This is a genomic window from Butyrivibrio sp. TB, from assembly GCF_900110805.1.
Classification (GTDB): Bacteria; Bacillota; Clostridia; order Lachnospirales; family Lachnospiraceae; genus Butyrivibrio; species Butyrivibrio fibrisolvens_C.
The window spans coordinates 17,632-35,377 of the sequence record NZ_FOER01000020.1 but is presented as its reverse complement, the minus strand read 5'-3'; the positions used below and the strand labels follow the sequence as shown (position 1 = coordinate 35,377).

The 17,746-nt window shown below is 36.6% G+C and carries 17 protein-coding genes; 16 read left to right on the top strand and 1 reads right to left on the bottom strand.

All coding sequences use genetic code 11. The features are described from left to right. The first annotated feature begins 226 nt into the window (after positions 1 to 226). Positions 227 to 1,132, top strand: coding sequence for a hypothetical protein (locus BMX21_RS13340; protein WP_092045196.1), 906 nt, complete (start codon positions 227 to 229; stop codon positions 1,130 to 1,132). On the opposite strand, the gene BMX21_RS13335 is transcribed toward BMX21_RS13340, so the two are convergent. Further along, positions 1,120 to 2,013: a LysR family transcriptional regulator gene (locus BMX21_RS13335; protein WP_092045194.1), complete on the bottom strand. Its 894-nt coding sequence runs from the start codon at positions 2,011 to 2,013 to the stop codon at positions 1,120 to 1,122. The two genes, BMX21_RS13340 and BMX21_RS13335, sit on opposite strands and share 13 nt — an antisense overlap. Positions 2,014 to 2,140: 127 nt before the next feature. Here BMX21_RS13335 and BMX21_RS13330 point away from each other — a divergent pair, with 127 nt between their 5' ends. The 15 genes from BMX21_RS13330 to BMX21_RS19715 all read left to right on the top strand — a co-directional run bounded on the left by BMX21_RS13330 (position 2,141) and on the right by BMX21_RS19715 (position 17,666). After that, on the top strand, positions 2,141 to 3,178 hold the full coding sequence (locus tag BMX21_RS13330; RefSeq protein ID WP_092045192.1) for a YeiH family protein: 1,038 nt from the start codon (positions 2,141 to 2,143) through the stop codon (positions 3,176 to 3,178). Positions 3,179 to 3,269: 91 nt separating this feature from the next. Continuing rightward, a complete protein-coding gene (locus BMX21_RS13325) occupies positions 3,270 to 3,506 on the top strand; it encodes a hypothetical protein (RefSeq protein WP_092045190.1) in 237 nt (78 codons plus the stop codon). A 223-nt stretch (positions 3,507 to 3,729) separates the two neighbouring features. Beyond that, positions 3,730 to 5,595, top strand: a complete 1,866-nt coding sequence (locus BMX21_RS13320) for an AAA family ATPase (RefSeq protein WP_092045188.1) — start codon at positions 3,730 to 3,732, stop codon at positions 5,593 to 5,595. A gap of 174 nt (positions 5,596 to 5,769) precedes the next feature. After that, a complete protein-coding gene (locus BMX21_RS13315; protein WP_022755914.1) occupies positions 5,770 to 5,964 on the top strand; it encodes a hypothetical protein in 195 nt (64 codons plus the stop codon). Beyond that, positions 5,939 to 6,553, top strand: a complete 615-nt coding sequence (locus BMX21_RS13310; RefSeq protein WP_022755913.1) for a hypothetical protein — start codon at positions 5,939 to 5,941, stop codon at positions 6,551 to 6,553. The genes BMX21_RS13315 and BMX21_RS13310 overlap by 26 nt, the downstream gene beginning before the upstream one ends. 79 nt (positions 6,554 to 6,632) lie before the next feature. Beyond that, positions 6,633 to 7,472, top strand: coding sequence for a hypothetical protein (locus BMX21_RS13305; RefSeq protein WP_092045186.1), 840 nt, complete (start codon positions 6,633 to 6,635; stop codon positions 7,470 to 7,472). 361 nt (positions 7,473 to 7,833) lie between these two features. Next, the gene (locus BMX21_RS13300) at positions 7,834 to 9,651 is read left to right on the top strand and encodes a hypothetical protein (protein ID WP_092045183.1); all 1,818 of its coding nucleotides are present in this window, start codon (positions 7,834 to 7,836) and stop codon (positions 9,649 to 9,651) included. A gap of 68 nt (positions 9,652 to 9,719) precedes the next feature. Continuing rightward, positions 9,720 to 10,889 (top strand): hypothetical protein, encoded by a 1,170-nt coding sequence (locus BMX21_RS13295; RefSeq protein ID WP_092045180.1) that lies wholly within the window; start codon positions 9,720 to 9,722, stop codon positions 10,887 to 10,889. Positions 10,890 to 11,042: 153 nt separating this feature from the next. Beyond that, complete coding sequence (locus tag BMX21_RS13290) at positions 11,043 to 12,665, top strand: hypothetical protein (RefSeq protein WP_092045178.1); 1,623 nt, start codon at positions 11,043 to 11,045, stop codon at positions 12,663 to 12,665. A gap of 24 nt (positions 12,666 to 12,689) precedes the next feature. Further along, positions 12,690 to 13,847, top strand: coding sequence for a GTPase (locus tag BMX21_RS13285; RefSeq protein WP_092045176.1), 1,158 nt, complete (start codon positions 12,690 to 12,692; stop codon positions 13,845 to 13,847). Between the two features lie 46 nt (positions 13,848 to 13,893). Continuing rightward, the gene (locus BMX21_RS13280; RefSeq protein ID WP_092045172.1) at positions 13,894 to 14,817 is read left to right on the top strand and encodes a helix-turn-helix domain-containing protein; all 924 of its coding nucleotides are present in this window, start codon (positions 13,894 to 13,896) and stop codon (positions 14,815 to 14,817) included. Between the two features lie 235 nt (positions 14,818 to 15,052). After that, a complete protein-coding gene (locus tag BMX21_RS13275) occupies positions 15,053 to 15,472 on the top strand; it encodes a hypothetical protein (RefSeq protein WP_092045169.1) in 420 nt (139 codons plus the stop codon). A 30-nt stretch (positions 15,473 to 15,502) separates the two neighbouring features. Continuing rightward, on the top strand, positions 15,503 to 15,688 hold the full coding sequence (locus tag BMX21_RS13270) for a hypothetical protein (RefSeq protein WP_027207443.1): 186 nt from the start codon (positions 15,503 to 15,505) through the stop codon (positions 15,686 to 15,688). Positions 15,689 to 16,027: 339 nt separating this feature from the next. Then, a complete protein-coding gene (locus tag BMX21_RS13265; RefSeq protein WP_092045166.1) occupies positions 16,028 to 17,143 on the top strand; it encodes a tetratricopeptide repeat protein in 1,116 nt (371 codons plus the stop codon). A 304-nt stretch (positions 17,144 to 17,447) separates the two neighbouring features. After that, complete coding sequence (locus BMX21_RS19715) at positions 17,448 to 17,666, top strand: SymE family type I addiction module toxin (RefSeq protein ID WP_092045162.1); 219 nt, start codon at positions 17,448 to 17,450, stop codon at positions 17,664 to 17,666. The last annotated feature ends 80 nt before the right edge of the window (positions 17,667 to 17,746 follow it).

The window sequence follows — 17,746 nt, the reverse complement described above, 5'->3', positions numbered from 1 at the left end:
GCTATCAGTATACTGACGAGTTTCATCTGTATGTGATAGAATTAAATCACACAGAAATGGCTACAGAAGAAGATAAAAAACACAAAATCGATACTTGGGCCAAACTTTTCAAAGCTACTACATGGGAGGAATCGCGATCATCACATTGATTGCATGTTTTTTATAGAATATGTATAGAGTCAAGAGAATAATACCATACGCTTGTACAGTTCTGTTAGTAGCGCTGATGACACTATTTGCAGAAACTTTAAATGAGAAGGAGATTATATTTCCTGAGATAACAGCATTAGCAGTTGGATATATGGTGGCAAAAAATAGAAGCTGGAAGGTTAATGGAAAGCGTATGCTTTCACTGATAACAGGCTGTGCGATAATAGGAGTGTGCATTGTAAGATTTGTTCCGTTTGATACGTATATCGAAGTGATTTTGGCATTCACAATCGCTCAGGTAATCTTTATGTTTTCAGGAACCACGTTTGCACCATTTGTCTCAGCAATAGTGCTCCCGGTGATGATGCATACTACAAGTATAGTGTATCCTATAGCTGCATTTGTACTGACATTACTTGTAATATTGTTTCATAAACTTTTTCTATTTCAAGGAATCCGAGCAGATGAGGAATATGTTCCTGTGATGCTGAATTCCAGGGACGATATGGTAGATACTTCCATTAGAATCCTTTGTGTGACAGTAATAGCCGGTGTTGCATTCAGAACGGGTTATAGATTTGTTGTGGCACCTCCATTACTTGTGGCATTTACTGAGTTTTCCAGACCAAGGAACAAAACAAGAAATATGCCAGTCAAAACGGTGGCAGTGATAACTGTGTGTGCCATAATTGGTGTGATTTCAAGATATTTCTTTGCTATTTGGATAGGGCTTCCTATTACGATTTCAGCAATTGTTGCTACAAGTGGTATGCTTATTGTTATTCATTTTACTAAGATGTATATGCCACCGGTTGGCGCTATTACCATGCTGAGCATGATAATATCTGAAAGCGTACTAATCACATATCCGATTCAGATTTTTGTAGGAAGTAGCTTGATTCTTTTTCTGTCCCGGATGATTTTCATGAGACGGCAGGATAAAAAGCTTTATGAAAAAGAACATGAACTTCATGCAGAATGAGTTATAGGTTGTATTTCCTCACATATTGCACGGATCTCTTCACTGAAAACAGTATCTTTGGGCCAGATGAAGGTAAAATCATGTTTTACCCTAAAGTCGTCAAGGGGGATTGTTTTCAGATATCCGGACTGCAGTCCTGATGCAACCGCTGCTTTATATAAAAAGGTGATGCCACAATCTTTTTCAATAAGGCTTATTATGGCATGCATGTTCTCCACCTGGGTAAAATGCCTAAAATCACTTGTGGAGTAATTGTTCAGGGCAAGAGCCCTTTCCAATATATTGCGCGTTCCTGAACCGGGTTCTCTTATAAGAATTCGCTCGGGAAAGAGATCTTTTATCACGCGTGGCTTCTGATTGAAAGAGTGCTTTGCCGAACAGACAGGAACGAACTCTTCTTTGCTAAAAAGCAGCGTTTCATAATCATTTTCAGGGAAATATCCTTCTACAAGTGCAAAATCTATAACACCGTCGGAGAGTTTTTTAAGAAGCTCCGATGTGTTGCCAAATGTAATCTTAAGATTAGTATCCGGGTGATTTTTTATGTAATCACTGATCGGATCAGCAATTATGTATTCTCCTATGGTCATGGTGACACCAAAAGAGATGTCTTTTAAGCCATGGTTATTCTTTGAAAGTATTTCTTTGAGACTTTCATCATCATTTTTTATCTGATTCATTTTTTTATACAGGAGTTTTCCGTTATCAGTTAGAAAAAGTTTTTTTCCATCCTGAGTAAACAGCTTTGTCCCGTATTCATTTTCAAGATGATGTATGTGCTGAGAAACAGCGGGCTGAGTAATATTCAGCTCCTTAGCCGCCTTGGTGAAATTGAGGTGCCTGCAAACACATAGAAAGGTATCTATCCTGAAATCCAGCATAATCAGTCCTCCCTAACGATAAGAAATGTTTATTGATATATAATAATATATAATTTTATCTTTTTCAAAAGACAGAATAGAATAAGACATGCGAAAGAACAGATTAAAAAGAGAGAGAGGTCTTGAGATGGATTTTTTGAAAAAGAATTACATGGGAGTAATAGTATGCTTCACTATTGCAGTTCCTTCATGGCTCCTGGGAAAGTGCTTCCCTGTCGTTGGCGGAGCGGTGATTGCAATCATTCTGGGCATGATAATAGCCCTGTTCTGGAATGACAAGGGGAAGGCGGCTGATGGAATAAAGTTTACATCAAAGATAATTCTGCAGGAGGCTGTTGTCCTCCTTGGATTTGGTATGAATCTTTCGGTCGTTCTTCAGACCGGGAAACAGTCACTTCCTATAATTATCTGCACGATTTCAACATCGCTTATCCTATCATGGATTCTTCATAAGGTTATGAATATCAAAGGAAACACAGCTACTCTTATCGGAGTTGGCTCATCAATATGTGGCGGCTCAGCAATTGCAGCTACGGCTCCTGTCATTGATGCGGATGATGATGAAGTGGCACAGGCAATTTCTGTGATATTTTTCTTTAACGTGCTGGCAGCACTTCTTTTTCCTTCGCTGGGAAAGCTTATAGGTTTTGATATCACAACAGGAGAGGCTTTCGGTATTTTTGCGGGAACTGCAGTTAATGATACTTCTTCCGTCACCGCAGCTGCGTCAACATGGGACAGCATGTGGAACCTGGGTAGTCAGACTTTGGACAAGGCAGTTACAGTGAAGCTTACAAGGACATTAGCAATCATTCCGATTACACTGGTTCTTGCTTATATGAGAGCAAAGGAAGCAAAAAAGGATGGAAGCACCACCAACGGTTTTAGCTTCAGGAGAGCATTCCCGATGTTCATAGTGTTCTTTGTTCTTGCTTCAATCATCACAACACTTTGCTTGGAAATGGGAGTACCTTCGGATATTTTTATACCTCTTAAAGAACTTAGCAAGTTCTTTATCGTAATGGCCATGGCTGCTATAGGCCTGAACAGCAACGTGATCAAGCTCATTAAATCCGGTGGAAAGCCGATACTGCTTGGTGGATGTTGCTGGGGCGGAATAACAGTTGTAAGCCTTGTGATGCAACATGTAATGGGGATATGGTAAACGATTCAAAATAGACGTTGACACCCCCCTAGTATATATTTCAATAGGCGTTTCACAAACGCCTAAGTAATCATATCATTGGGGGTGAAGTATGGAAGTTACAGGAACTACAGGTGCGGGAGTGCTGACCTTGCTAAAGAAAAGGCCAAGCTTGCTGAAGACAAAGTTTGGCGATTTCAGTGCCTTAAAGAAAAAGCCAAACTCGCTGTGTTTATTGAACCTAGTACTATCAACTAAGACCATGGATGGATCTGATCTTACTCTAAAGCTCAAGATAAAAAGTGTGAAAACTGATTACCTCCAAGAAAGCGTCATTCATCTCACTTAAAGGGATGAATGACGTATTTTTATATCTTGCTAGAACAATATCAAATAAACATCGACATTATTCGGAACAATATCGAAAATACTTTGGCATTGTTCCGAATAATGTCGATATTTGTTTGACGATGTTCCGAATAATATTTATAATATAATTATTAATAATCCATATTAGCGAGAAAACCCACATCTTTAACCGTGATGACAATAAAAGAATGAGGAGCATTTCCATGAAAACATGCAAAGAGATATCAGAAATATGGGGAATATCAGAACGTAGAGTAGCAAAACTTTGTATAGATGGCAAGATAAAAGGTGCAAAGAAAGTTGGAAGGCAGTGGCAGATTCCGGATAATGCAAAGAAACCATCTGATAATCGCATTAGTACAGGCGAATATGTAAGAACAGAAGTGAAGGAAGAACTCAAGCCCCTTCCGGTTGGTATTTCGGATTATATCCGCGCACAGTCTGAATACTACTATGTTGACAAGACACTACTGATACGAGATTTTCTTGATAAAAAAGCTTTGGTATCTTTGTTTACCCGTCCCAGACGATTTGGAAAAACCCTGAACATGGACATGCTTCGCGTTTTCTTTGAAATTTCTGATGAAGATACAAGCAAGTACTTTGTTGATAAAGCTATATGGAAATGCGGCCCGCAGTATAGGGAGCATCAGGGCAAATACCCTGTGATCTTTCTGACTTTTAAGGATGTAAAATTTGATTCCTGGGAAGATACTTTTTCTAAGATCGTCGAACTTGTACAAGATGAGTTTGGAAGACACTCTGTACTGAAAAATAGCGATAAGATCGAAAAATATGAGAAAGATTATTTTGAAAAAGTATTGAGCGGGCAGGTGAGTGAGGTTGAACTATCTGCGTCTTTACAGAAATTGTCAAAGATGCTGGCAGCGCATTACGGAAAAGCCCCTATTATAATCATCGATGAGTATGATACACCCATACAGGAAGGATATTCCAAAGCATTCTATGACGAGATCATAGGATTTATGAGAAACTTTTTTTCCGGAGCGTTTAAGGACAATCGTTACCTGTCGTATGGATTTTTGACCGGAATATTAAGGATTGCGCAAGAGAGCATTTTCAGTGGTCTGAACAATCTTACAGTTAACAGCGTTATGGATGATGAATATGATGGCTTTTTTGGCTTCACAGACACTGAAGTAAAAGAGATGCTTAAGACTTATGGTTTTTCGGATAAAGAAGAGGAACTTAAGGAATGGTATGACGGATATCTCTTTGGAAATAAGGAAATATATAATCCCTGGTCTGTTATCAATTATCTGTCGAAAGGTTGTCTGCCTCAGGCATATTGGGTTAATACCGGCAAGAATGAAGTACTTGAAGATGTTCTAAAAGTAGCTACAAGTGATATCACGGAAAAACTTAATGCGCTTATTCTGGGCGAAAAAGTAATTGCAAGAATCGATCAGAATGTCGTTTACAGATCTTTGACAGAAGACCCGGGGAATATTTACAGCCTGCTCCTGGTTGCAGGATATCTGAAGACACTGAGTAAAGAACTTCAGGGAGACGGAACATGGCTCTGCGAAGTATCTATACCCAACCGAGAGATAGCTACTGTTTATAAGAGTGAGATATTATCCCACTTAATACAGATAGGAGTCGTGACCAGAGGAACGGCTAACAAGATCGCTGAGAGCCTGTACACACTAGATATTACGAAGCTTCAAGAAGGTATTGACGAATACATGCAAAAGACCATAAGCTTTTACGATGCCGGTGCAGAAGGCTTCTATCATGACCTCACTCTTGGACTTGTAGCACTAATGGATAATCAGTATAAGATCCGTTCCAATAGGGAGTCCGGTGATGGAAGGTACGATATCAGTATGTTTCCCAGAAAGAAAAAGCTACCTGGTATCATCATGGAACTGAAATGGGATAAAGATTTGGATGATAAAGCGCTTGATCTGTTATCTTCAGACGCATTGGATCAGATACAGGAAAAAAGATACGATGCAGAGATGAAAGAGGAAGGCATAACGGATATTGTTAAGATAGGAGTGGCCTTTTCAGGAAAAAAGGTAAAGATCAGCACAGTTTATTGAATCTGGTACTATTAATTTTAGCGTACAAATAGTTACAAATAGCGGCTTTTATAGTATAATTTAAGTAGAAATATAAGTTGTGATCTTGCCTATTTGTGCTTGAAAAAGCAGATTTGGGTGAGATTTTTGTACCTGAATAATGGTACATGCAGATTTAGGAAGGATATTTTTAATATGGCATATTCCACAAGATACGGAAAACCTAATATGACCAATCTTCCTTCGGATTTAGGAATTGCAATATTTAAGGAAATACTTGAGACTCCTAAGCCGGATTATTCAAAGCTGCAAGAAGATGCTGCTAGACTTGAAAAAGAAATGATTGAGATAAGGAAGAGAGAAAATGCTCAAGGGACTACTTCAAACTGAACTTCTCTACTGCAATCACCTTGGTATGTCAGAGAATGATGAAAAAGATATAATGAATTTTACAATTGAACGCAGAGAAGGTGCTGGATTGAAAGATTATATCCAGCATTTTGCTTTTCCTGAGGAAGAAGCAGGTATTATGCGTACTTATATTGTGCGCGATAATATTTCTTCTGAATTGGTTGGATATTTTTCACTTAAGACAGGATTGATATCATTAAATGAAAGGCAGACTGAGATTACTAATCCTGATACCAAAGGGAAAGAGACTATCACTACTTTTGATACACTTCCCGGGGTAGAACTTGCTAATTTTGCAGTGAATAGTGCATACATACGTAGGCATAAAGATTTGAAGGGAATTGGAGTTATTATTTTCAATAGTTTCATTTTACCAATAGTAAAACAAACTTCTGAAAGCGTAGGCTTGAAAATTCTTTATATTTTTGCATTACCATATGATGATCTAATGAAAAGATATGAATATTATGGATTCAAAAGACTGAATGATGAATCGGAAGAAAGATTACACGATAGACTGAAACCATATTATGATCTGAGTTGTAAATTTATGTATATGGTTTTGTGATGTATAACATACGATATGCACACCACTCAACGATATAGTACAATACCCCAGAGGGAGCCCCCGGCTCCCTCTTTGCTTTATGATTCTTTTCCTAATAATCTTCGACAATATAAGTGAGCACTATACCAAAAATTGGGAAAAAGAAATAGGAACCGTCCATAGCAATCTCGCAGACAGCATAAAAAGTGAATCCTGGTATCAGGAAGTAAATAAAGACGGTATCAGCCATATCACAACCACTATAGACTATGGCACCTATCGAGAAGAAAATCCCTTCATAATCAATGCCTGGGTACAAGTCGAAATGAACCAGGGCTTTGAAGATAACAGCTTTATGGATAAATGCGAAAGGTGCGTTCTACTGGCACGAGAGATTGATGATGCCATAGATGACCTATACAAAGACAGCACCTTTTTTTACATGTATAAGAAAAAAGAAAATAGCGATAGGAAGATATATTACTACGGACATTACTGGCGCCCTAAATTAGAAGTCCAGGTCTCATTGTATGGCAGTTCATACGAATATTGCATAGTATATAATGGTGACCTGGCCGTGTCCTTAAAGCAGGATAACACCTGCGTTGAATTCTATGAATACACCTTGAAAGATGGCCACCTGACCGCACTTACCGATAGGAGTGGCAATCCCGCATCCCCACCTATCACAGACTCCAGGGAAAAAACATCCAGCACCGGCACAGGTACTGCAGCCCCAAGCACTTCAGCGTCAGAAGCAAAAGACAAAACGCAAAGCACAAGTGGCAGCGCCTATGATCCATATGATGCCAAAGACTACAATTCATCCCAGGACTTCGCCGATGACAAGTACGAAGAATTCTACGACTACGAAGATAATTACGAGGATGAAGACGAAGCTTATGATGCAGCGGAAGACTATTGGAATGATGAGTACTAAAGGAAGGGAATCCTGATATGAGCAAGCGAGACAGATACGATAGTGACGATAATAGATATTTCTATGAGCATTATGAGGGAAAAGACTATTACGAAGGCTATTCCGGATTTAATCGTGGGAAAATAGATTTAATAATATACATAATATTCGTGCTCTTCTTGATCTATATTGAAATAACCAAATAAAAGCATAGACGCAAGTAACAGTGTTGATGCCAGTAACCGTAATTTATGGTCACTGGCATTTTTAGTTGTAAAAAATCTGAAGACAACGAAAAAACAATGAAATTCTTATTCTATACAAATACTTTGAATAGTATAATTATGAATTAGTAATCATATCATTGTGGGAGGATTGAAGTATGGAAGTTACAGGAGCTACAGGTGCGGGAATTCCATCTAAGAGATATATCTGGTGGGAGTATTTCAAGAGTGAACGGAAAGTTCGTAAAGTTATAATTCTTCATATAGTAATCAGTGCAGTAATTATACTAATTCTACGATTATTATATTTGGGCAATATCTTTCCTTCCTTTACAATAAAGCCATTAATAGATTTGATAAATTCAATCGACGTATCATCTATGACAGGATCAGTGTTATCGACAGGTTTTGTGGGTTCAATTATATATTGGTCGTTAAATGTATTTAAGAATGGGTTTGATTCCACATTTATGACTTCTTTTGAAAGGAAAATAAAAAAATTATTCACTATAGCTTTTAGTTTAATAATGTATGCTGTAGTTTTTATAGTTACACTTATAATACTTACAGCAGCGTATTCATCTGTTGAAAAAGCTATAGGGGCAAGGTTGATTTTATTAGTCTTTATACTAATTTTGGCAATTGCTGTTGTTTTTTTCCATATGCATAAGCTTAAAGATACCGGTAGAAGTGACATTTTGACATTTTGGGAATCATTTTACATTGTATCTCTTTTAGTATGTTATCCAATTAAGGAAGTGTCCCTGAGCTTTATGATTGTTTATACAATTTGCGTGCTGATTGGGACATGTACGATTTTGCATTACCTTGATGATACAAACATAAATAGTATTGCACTTTATTATTTTGAATTTAATGGTGAGAAGAGTAATGAAAGCAAGGATAAAAGTACGGATGAAAGTAAGGATGAAAGCGAAAAAATATATATTCATTACAGATTAGATGATTACAGAGTTGTTTGCTCCAAAGATGCTATTTTAAAACAAGATTCTCAAAGAATTCTTTATGATATCACTAATCTATGTCAAAAAGAATTATTGCAATATGATGGCTTTGACCAAAACTGGAAAGATACAGTTGCTCAAATCAGAAAAATAAAAGAAATTGAGAAAGATAAAACTATAAAAGATAGATTAGCAGAAGCGAAAGCAGATGTAGAGGCTATATTCAAGAGTATAACGATTTTTCTTCATGACCAATATAAGGGCATCAAGAAAATACTTCCAAAAAACATTCAAAAACCCAAAAACGAAAAGGCAATGGTTAAGAAAATATGGCGTAGGGTAAGGAAAAGCTATAGTAAGCAAGTTAAGGAGCAGTTAAAACGGTATAAAGAAAAGAATGCCAAACAGGAAATAGAGAGAGCAAAAAAAATACATAATTCATTTTTGCTCAGGATTTTTGATCCAGCGGTTATTATATGTTTGGTTGTTGAACTTGTGTCTTGGGTATTAGGTGGGGTAGCTTTATACTTGGGTTATACAAAACTTTTGCAAATATCTTTTTGCTTAAGTCTCATCGCACTTGCTGTCTTGGGTGTGTTTGCATTTGTACATAAGAAATTCATGAAAACAGAAAGTGAAACCAAGCGAACAGAAGAAATTCTAAAAGAGCAGAAAGAATTATGGGATGTAGTTCTGGAAAAGGAATGTTCTGAAGAAATGAGTAAGGAGAGATTCCTTAAGCTGTTGCCGCTTTATCATGTGAATCCTAGGTGGCAGATCATTATGGTTCCTATAGTTTCTGTATTATTTGTTACATATGTTGTTTATATTACAAGTGATTTTCCAACAGAATCGTCAGGAACTTCAATATTAAGTCCAGAGTTTTTGGGACTGGTTGTAATAAATATTATTGCTAGCTATGCTGGAAACTATATACAGAAACAGCTTTCAGAAGATTATTATTATGAATTGATAAAGAAAGATATGATTTTAGAAAAAAGTAATGATTAGCTTTATTGAACTGAACAATTCTCGAAAAATAGATGGGGTATATTATCTAGCTATAGGGAGGACTGATAATGGATATAAATGGCTTTTTAAAAAAGGACGAGTATTTTGATGTAATAAAAGATAAGGATCATGGATCTGCATATTATTCTCTTAATATTGCGCTTAATTCGTACTTTTCAACATATCAGATAGTAAAGAATTGCTTATCTAATGAAACGGTAGATCCTGATACAATTAATGAAAAAGTGAAATCACTTCCAGCATTTATCAAGGCATCTATTAACATCTGGATGCATTTACAGCATTTTTTTGAATTGGAAATGAAAAGAATACTTGAAAATAAGAATCCGTTGCTTATAGTAAAGTATTCTAATGAGACGGATTGCTATTGCGATAATGTATTAGACATAGAGATTAAAGAGTCACAATTTACCAGAAATTCAATAGAATTTTCAGAGGCTGAGAACAGGTTGATCTATTTGTTTAAAATTAAACAAATAGAGTCGGAAGATATTGATATTGCAAGAATCTTAACTAATCATAAAGCTGAATTAGATCTTATAAATCAGATGCGTAATAGTACTGCACATCGTGGTAAGAGAATTATCAAGTACACAGTACTTGATGAACTTATGTGTACCAGAATTCTCCCGTTCATAAATGAGTTATTAGAGCTGGAGGAGTATAGTACATATAACAACATGTATGGAAGTGATGATAAGGTTACAGATTTGATAAAACCTTTGATAAAAGGCGAAAAAGATAAAATTGATTATCGACAGATAGCTTTATTTAAGGAAATTGCAAGAAGTCGTCCCAATAGGAACGAATTTGGTATATATGGAAGAATGAGTGCCTGGGATATAGAAAAGATAGAAAAGCAAAAAGAAATAATTAAGATTAGAGAATGTGATTGGGTAGAAGAAGAGTTTCGCAGGTGTCCATGCTGCTCAGAAAATGCGTTATTAGAAGTTGAAACTGTTGTTGATTACACATATGAAGAGGCCGCTTCAGATGATAATGAAAAAGCTAGTATATTTCCTAATCCTATTCCAGTATTAGGGTTGGATCGCCTACACTGCGCAAATTGCGGTTTTTATGTGAATACATTTGTTGGAGATTTACATGAAATTGAGAAACTTGAATTTGAGTTACCTTCTCATGAAGAGGAAGAGCTTAATGATATTTTGAAAGCTGAAGCTTATAATGAGTTTCTAGAGGAAGAATATGGTTTATAAATAAAGAAAGAAAAACGATAATATAAAAAACAGCTCAATAGAGCTGTTTTTTAGTGGCCCAATATACATAAATATAGAATCTATTCTATCCGATATTATCGATAAGAATTGGAATGTCTCAAAAATAGGAACCATAAAATAGGAGTGCATTATATGCAAGGATTGCTTAAAAAAATCATTTCTACCTCATTGGCTACCTGTGTAAGTATAAGCTTAGTAAGCTGTTCATTTGAATCAGCAAAAGAAACTGTGATAACAACTGCTGAGAATACCAAAGATTCTATAGTGAATTGGTATTCAAATTTGGATTTTTCAAAATTTAAAGATGGCTGGGACTATTCTGCAGAATTTCTGGGTGCACAGTTCGCAGCAATAATGTCTAGTGAGTATGTAGCAAATGTTGAAGCTGCTATTTCAACATTGAAGACTGATATGAATGCAGCGGTTGGATCTATGCGAGGAACAGCACAAGAAGCAGGATTTCTTGCCGAACAGTGGGCAGCAGATACATTTAATATTAATGCGGTAGCCAGTGGATCTTCCTATAGAGCAGAGACACCCAACAGTACAGCTCTTGGTTCTGCCGATGTTGTAACTACTTATGATGAAAATGCAAGCTTAAAATATTATCAGGAGGCATCAGGAAGTGCATCAGCTCAGGCTAAAACCATAATGACGATTTACAAAGAGTATCAAGCTAAATCCGATAACCCTATTTCTTTAAAAGAATACTTAGATAAACATGGATATGATTCAGGAATGGAACATGAGGCACTTTTGGCTTCTGTTTATGAGGGAATGACCAGAATAATACCTTCCGACCAATTGGAAGTTGCCACGCAATATCTACAAGGAAAGATTGACGGAGTTTCTGTTCCTAGTGATATGACAGAGGCTCAGGCTAGTGTTTATAAAGAAACATTATCTTTGCTAAGGGATAGACTAAGAGCTCCAGATGGTACTGAATCGAAACCATTAACATATGAGGAAATTCAAGCTATTGCCGAAGTTTCTAAAAACGGAGAATTTAAACCTGAAGATTTTGGAGTAAACTTGTCAACTGTTATAAGCCCCAAGTACGTGGTAAAGATGGCTATAGGAACAGGAGTAGAAGTTGCAGTAATAAATACAGTATTGACCGTGGGACCTGATATATATTCAATACTTAAGGAAGCGGCAATTACTGGAAGTCTTGATGAGGATGCATTGAAAGAGCAGGGTATTGAAGCTGCTATTGCAGGATCAGAAGGCTTTGTTGAAGGTTCCATCTGTCGAATAGTTACCGTATTATGTCAAGCTGGAACGTTTGGCGCTGCTTTGCAAGAAGCAAATCCAAATATTGTTGCTACATTAACTTTTCTTATGATAGAAGCAGCTATTCATGGCTATGAATTATCTCAAGGCCAAATAACAGCTGATGAATATGGAAATATGATGGTAGACCGTGCCATGGTAATGCTTTTGGCGTTACCAACAAGTGCGCTATTACTGGCAATATTACCAGGAACTAAACTTGCTATGATGGCTGGATGTATGGCAGGTGGAATGATAGCTGCTATAGGATATACGATTGGGAAGGAAGCAGTATTGGATATCGTTGATGGCGGCGGTTTTGAAGCTATCATTCCGACGCAAGTTGTAACCGCTACAAGTATTGCGACTGATACTATTGCATCATTGAATATCCAAGAGAAGTGGTCAGACTTTAGCGATACAGTTATATCTACTGCGAGTGATGGATACATAATGGTAACGTCTCTTATAACAGGTGATTAGCAATTCTTAGCACAGGAGGCTGAAATGGATAAGGGAAATGTTCTTGTTATAGGTAATTCAGGAGTAGGAAAGTCAACACTGATCAATGCTGTATTAGGTGAAAATGCTGAAAAGAAAGCTATTACAGGAAGAGGAATAAGTGGTACTACGACCAAATTGGAAATCTATGAAAATAAAGATATATCCTTTCGATTGATTGATACTATAGGCTTTGAGCCTGGGCTGCTTAAAGAAATGAAAGCTGTTAACGCTGTAAAAAAGTGGTCAAAAGACGCAACTAAAGAAGGACAAGAAGATTCACGCATAAATATAATCTGGTTCTGTGTAGATGGAACATCTTCGAAATTGTTCAAAAAAACAATTGATTCGCTGATGAATGCCACAAGTATATGGAAGAATGTTCCTATTGTGGTCGTTATAACAAAGTCCTATTCTGAACCGGAACGCGAAGAAAACAAGAAAATGGTAAGAGCAGCTTTTGCTGCAAAGAAGAAATTCACCAATAGGCTAAATGATATTATTCCTGTGGTTGCAGCACCATATGTTATTAGAGAAGGCATATATGCCCCACCAGAAGGAATTACAGAGTTGATAGAACTTACTAATAATCTTCTTCCGGAAGGATTTAAGGCAGCAGATAAGGATGTTAAGGAATATAACATTTTAAGAAGAAGAGCTCTATCACATGCTGTTGTTAGTGCTGCAACATTAGCAGGGATTGCAGTTGGAGGAGTTACATTGCCACTTTCTGATGCTGCGATTTTAGGTCCGACAGAAGCCTTGGAAATTGAATCTATTGCTAAAATTTGGGGAATTAAGAAAAGTGAAAAATCCAAGAAAATGCTAGATACAATAGTGGAAGTTGGTACTCTATCCTTGGCAGGCAAGACTATTGCTGGTGCGTTGAAAACGATTCCCGGAATTAATATTGGCGCAGCAGTTGTAAATGCACTCATTGCAGGCGGAATAGTTTTCTCTCTTGGAGAAGGCGCATCATATGTTTTCGAACAGATATATATGGGTAATAAGACATTATCAGATATCGACTGGGTTAGGAAACTTCTAGAAGAGAAGTTAACAAAGTCATTTATAGAAAAAATTACAGAAGCATTGAAAGATGTTTCTGAAAATGCAGATAAGAAGCAGATTTTAGAAACTATATTAAAAGTATTCTCTAAATGAAATAACAAAACCATATGTACTATGAATGCAAGGAGACTCACTATAAATGGCCATTAGCAAATCATTTAGATCCTTTAATGATGGAGGGAACATTGTTTCGTTCTCACATATAAAGTTCAGAGAGCAAGTTAAAGAACTACAAGATAACAGGAAAAATGATGGTAAAAAACAATCACTTGATGATATTTATATCGAACTTGCAGAGAAGATAGGTATTTCCAGTGAATCAGTAAAGAAATGGTATAAAGGTGATAACGGACCTGGCGATATAGACTTAATAAAATCCTTGGCTAATGCTATGGGTGTAGATTATTCAAATTTAATAGCAAAAACAGAAAGCTTAAGAAATGGAAAGGATTTTAATTTTAACATTTCAGATACATCAGAGTCAGAAATAATAAAAGACATGTATCGCTTAATGATTGATTTTATATACTGGTTTATTGGGACAGAGCAGGATTCTAAAGCTGTTCATTATTTTGATAATCCCCAAGAAGAAATGCATCGATATATTTTAGAAATGTACCGATGCTTGGATGTTGAATCAATTTCATTGAGTGACCAGAATTATTTTAATTTACGAAAGACTATAACAGAATTGCGCTATATTGCAAGTTGTTATTCACCGACGATGAATATTCCTAAAGATTGGAATGAGGTTAATCAGCTTCTTCAATCAGTAGATTTTTATGAATCGCTATATTGTTATCCTACGGATACACTTGAGGATATTGGAGTGGAAGAATCGATTGAAGATCCAGATAAATTAATGCATATGTTATTTGAAGATATGCCAGAATTTGATTCCTATGCTTTGGAAAGGTGTGATAATAGATGCCAGGAATTAAGTTCATATAGACAATTTCCTGATTGTGCACCCTTTGAAATCATTGCCAGAGAATTCGCATATACTTTACGATTGATTATGAAGAAAAGATTTCCTGAAGTGTTCAAAGGAGATGAAAAATAGGTAGAAAAGGTAGATTTAGGTAGAAATACTAATCTACCTTTTTTTATCATCTGGCAATTGATATGATTGCTTCATCACAAAGATGATTTGTGAGGTCTCTCTTTCTTAAAACAGTATAGTGTGGACGAAAAGACCATGTAAATCCCTAAAAAAATATCTGCCAGGGTGAAACACATGGCGGCAGATATATTCAAGAATAAGAGACAGATTTCCGAAATATTAGGAGGATATAGGAATGAGTGAAAATATTGTAATGGCACCAAGTAAATTTACAAAAAAGGATGTTAGAAAAGAGTTCAATGTTGATGGAAACGATCAGAGTTCCATTTGGCACTATGGAGATTATGATATTTGGTATTTGCATCTGTCCAAACAAAGACCAACAGGTGGCTGGATATCAACGTCTAATAATGGAAGAATCAACATTTGGTATCAGGATGCAGATAATGCGATGATAATTGAGATGGCATTGAAAGATGTACCTATTGAAAAGACTGATGGTAAGCTTCATTTAGTATTTGCTTCTGATGATGAGAATTCAGATTATGATTTCAAAGGCGTATTTAAGCCATACAGTACAGAAGATGGAGTTATAGACCACGTATTTAAGCGAGTAAGTAAAGGCTTTGATATAGACGAAATGCAACCGGTTTAAGGCCTATGATTGCAGAAGGAAAGGAATAATATGGGAAATATAATTGCGTTTGAGAGAGGATGCAGAGGATGCGCATGCCTTGAACGTGTTGGAAAGAAGACGTTTGAGTGTAATGCCAGAGCTCATATGGATGATTCACCGGTCATCCCGGTACAAAATGGCATAAAGACTGCCGATTGGAATATTTGCAATGGCGAATTCTACGAAAGATCATAAAACGTCCATATACAGCTAGGAGGTATGATGACCACGAGGATTACTACTACCATCAACCATACGAAGCGGTTCCAATGGAATTGGCAAAAACGCTAACAATGCTCTTTAGGGAGGATTTTCCGCAGTATTTTGATTTTTGATTACAGATAGGGGACTGATGCTTGATAATTTATGGGAACAGCGTTATAAAAAATGTGAAAACAGCTCTGAAAAGGGCTGTTTTTAGTTGCCCTAATGAGGCATAAAAAAGAAGCTTATCATTCCGATAATATCGATAAGACGTCGTATAGCAGTTTTTCGTATCTATCGCCAGCAGATGATACGACAGAGGATACCAATATGCCTGTATTCAAATGCAAGATGTGCGGTGCACCGCTTCATATAAAAGGTAAAGAGACAATCGTAGAATGTGAATACTGCGATACTATGCAGACTTTGCCCCATATATCGAATAAGCCATCAATAGATTCGTTGCTTGAAAGGGTGAATATATTTCTGCAGGATAGCGAATGGGATAAGGCAGATGAGTACTGTGAGAAAATTCTGGATATAGACCCTAAGTTTGCATATGCGTATCTGTGTAAATTACTTGCAGAGTACAATATCAGAAATATAGAAGAAGCAAGATCATATATTGGCAAGCCATGGAGAATGAGTTCTAATTTTGATAAGTTTCTACGATATGCAGACGATCTATCAAAAGAAAAAATACTAGAGCTGGTCAGTGAGCAGGAAGCAAAACTTTTAGAAGCAACGAAGCCAAAGGTAATACTATCACTATACAACGCAGCTGTAATGGAATTTAACAAAGCAGTAACTGACGCTGAGTACAAAAAAGTTATAGAGATACTGAATAAAATATTAGAGATCGATCCTGATAATAAAAAAGCCAAAAAGTTAATTGCTTTGACTGAAAATAAGATAAGTGAGTACAGATCAGCTGTACAAAGATATCATGAGCAAGAGCGTATAGATGCTGAAAATAAGCGAATAAGTAAATATCGAGAACCTTTAATTGCAGTAGTTATCTGCTTGACTTTACTATTGGGAGTTAGTGTCTTAGGAATTACTTTTGTACTATATGATGTACTCTCGGGTAATGAGCAGTCTATATTTAATACAACAGGACTGATGTTCTTGGATTATTACTTTATCTTTTGTATGTATATGCAAATTAAGAGTACTATTCACAGCAAATATATAAAATGGACACTGATTACTTTGGTGACCGGATTATTAATGGTTTTCGTATATGGGATAGTATTTCCGAATTTAAAAATATTTATGATGATTATTGCATTTTGCGCATTTTTCTTTTTCATAATTGCTATAGTCATTCTCAAAAACAAAATCGAATATGGAAGCAAGAAACCTAATGTTTTTATTATGGCAGGCATCCTGGCAATTTCGATAATAGCTCTTGGGATTAGCGCATTTATTGAACTTCATAAATAGCGGTCAAATAAAACTTGAGTTTATTGAACCTGGTAATATTAACCGGGCAATCCCAGATATTTATGTGAGGATTACTTTGCACCTGATTATTTTCAATACGTTGTTATTGATGACTATGCGATAATAGGACTAACCCGAGAAAGCTCGGAAATAAAGGCTTTTGCGGCATAGTCCTTTTTATTTGACCTTAAAAATGGACGAACAGAGATGAAAGATGGCGCCTTCTAAAATCTCATAACTGAAAATCTGATGTCAGGTACTGTGTCAGCCTCAGACTGACCATCTGACATATTTGTTGTAACGAATGGAGGCAAACTATGACAAAAAGAAAAAATATAGACCTATGACAGTTGGTGAATGCAGTGACTATGGGAGAAATTCCTTCCCGATGCTCAGAATCAAAGGCGTGTGGCTTAAACAGCTAGGATTTGAAGCAGGAGATCCTGTGATGGTTAAATGTGAGGATAACAAGCTTATCATCACGAAGGTGGAGCCGGGCACTGAAGCGGCTGTGGCAAGGTAAGTAAACATCAGTGGAGCCGATGGGATGATTCTTGTCGGCTCCATTTTGTTGCCAGTGCAATTTGACTGGCGATAAAAACC

What these genes read in the sequence shown, in the direction of transcription:
- BMX21_RS13330 (WP_092045192.1), top strand. Translation starts at nt 2,141, where the DNA reads ATGGATTTTTTGAAAAAGAATTACATGGGAGTAATAGTATGCTTCACT.
- BMX21_RS13340 (WP_092045196.1), top strand. Translation starts at nt 227, where the DNA reads ATGACACTATTTGCAGAAACTTTAAATGAGAAGGAGATTATATTTCCT.
- BMX21_RS13300 (WP_092045183.1), top strand. Translation starts at nt 7,834, where the DNA reads ATGGAAGTTACAGGAGCTACAGGTGCGGGAATTCCATCTAAGAGATAT.
- BMX21_RS19715 (WP_092045162.1), top strand. Translation starts at nt 17,448, where the DNA reads ATGGAGGCAAACTATGACAAAAAGAAAAAATATAGACCTATGACAGTT.
- BMX21_RS13315 (WP_022755914.1), top strand. Translation starts at nt 5,770, where the DNA reads ATGGCATATTCCACAAGATACGGAAAACCTAATATGACCAATCTTCCT.
- BMX21_RS13290 (WP_092045178.1), top strand. Translation starts at nt 11,043, where the DNA reads ATGCAAGGATTGCTTAAAAAAATCATTTCTACCTCATTGGCTACCTGT.
- BMX21_RS13285 (WP_092045176.1), top strand. Translation starts at nt 12,690, where the DNA reads ATGGATAAGGGAAATGTTCTTGTTATAGGTAATTCAGGAGTAGGAAAG.
- BMX21_RS13325 (WP_092045190.1), top strand. Translation starts at nt 3,270, where the DNA reads ATGGAAGTTACAGGAACTACAGGTGCGGGAGTGCTGACCTTGCTAAAG.
- BMX21_RS13295 (WP_092045180.1), top strand. Translation starts at nt 9,720, where the DNA reads ATGGATATAAATGGCTTTTTAAAAAAGGACGAGTATTTTGATGTAATA.
- BMX21_RS13335 (WP_092045194.1), bottom strand. Translation starts at nt 2,013, where the DNA reads ATGCTGGATTTCAGGATAGATACCTTTCTATGTGTTTGCAGGCACCTC.
- BMX21_RS13280 (WP_092045172.1), top strand. Translation starts at nt 13,894, where the DNA reads ATGGCCATTAGCAAATCATTTAGATCCTTTAATGATGGAGGGAACATT.
- BMX21_RS13305 (WP_092045186.1), top strand. Translation starts at nt 6,633, where the DNA reads ATGATTCTTTTCCTAATAATCTTCGACAATATAAGTGAGCACTATACC.
- BMX21_RS13310 (WP_022755913.1), top strand. Translation starts at nt 5,939, where the DNA reads ATGCTCAAGGGACTACTTCAAACTGAACTTCTCTACTGCAATCACCTT.
- BMX21_RS13320 (WP_092045188.1), top strand. Translation starts at nt 3,730, where the DNA reads ATGAAAACATGCAAAGAGATATCAGAAATATGGGGAATATCAGAACGT.
- BMX21_RS13270 (WP_027207443.1), top strand. Translation starts at nt 15,503, where the DNA reads ATGGGAAATATAATTGCGTTTGAGAGAGGATGCAGAGGATGCGCATGC.
- BMX21_RS13275 (WP_092045169.1), top strand. Translation starts at nt 15,053, where the DNA reads ATGAGTGAAAATATTGTAATGGCACCAAGTAAATTTACAAAAAAGGAT.
- BMX21_RS13265 (WP_092045166.1), top strand. Translation starts at nt 16,028, where the DNA reads ATGCCTGTATTCAAATGCAAGATGTGCGGTGCACCGCTTCATATAAAA.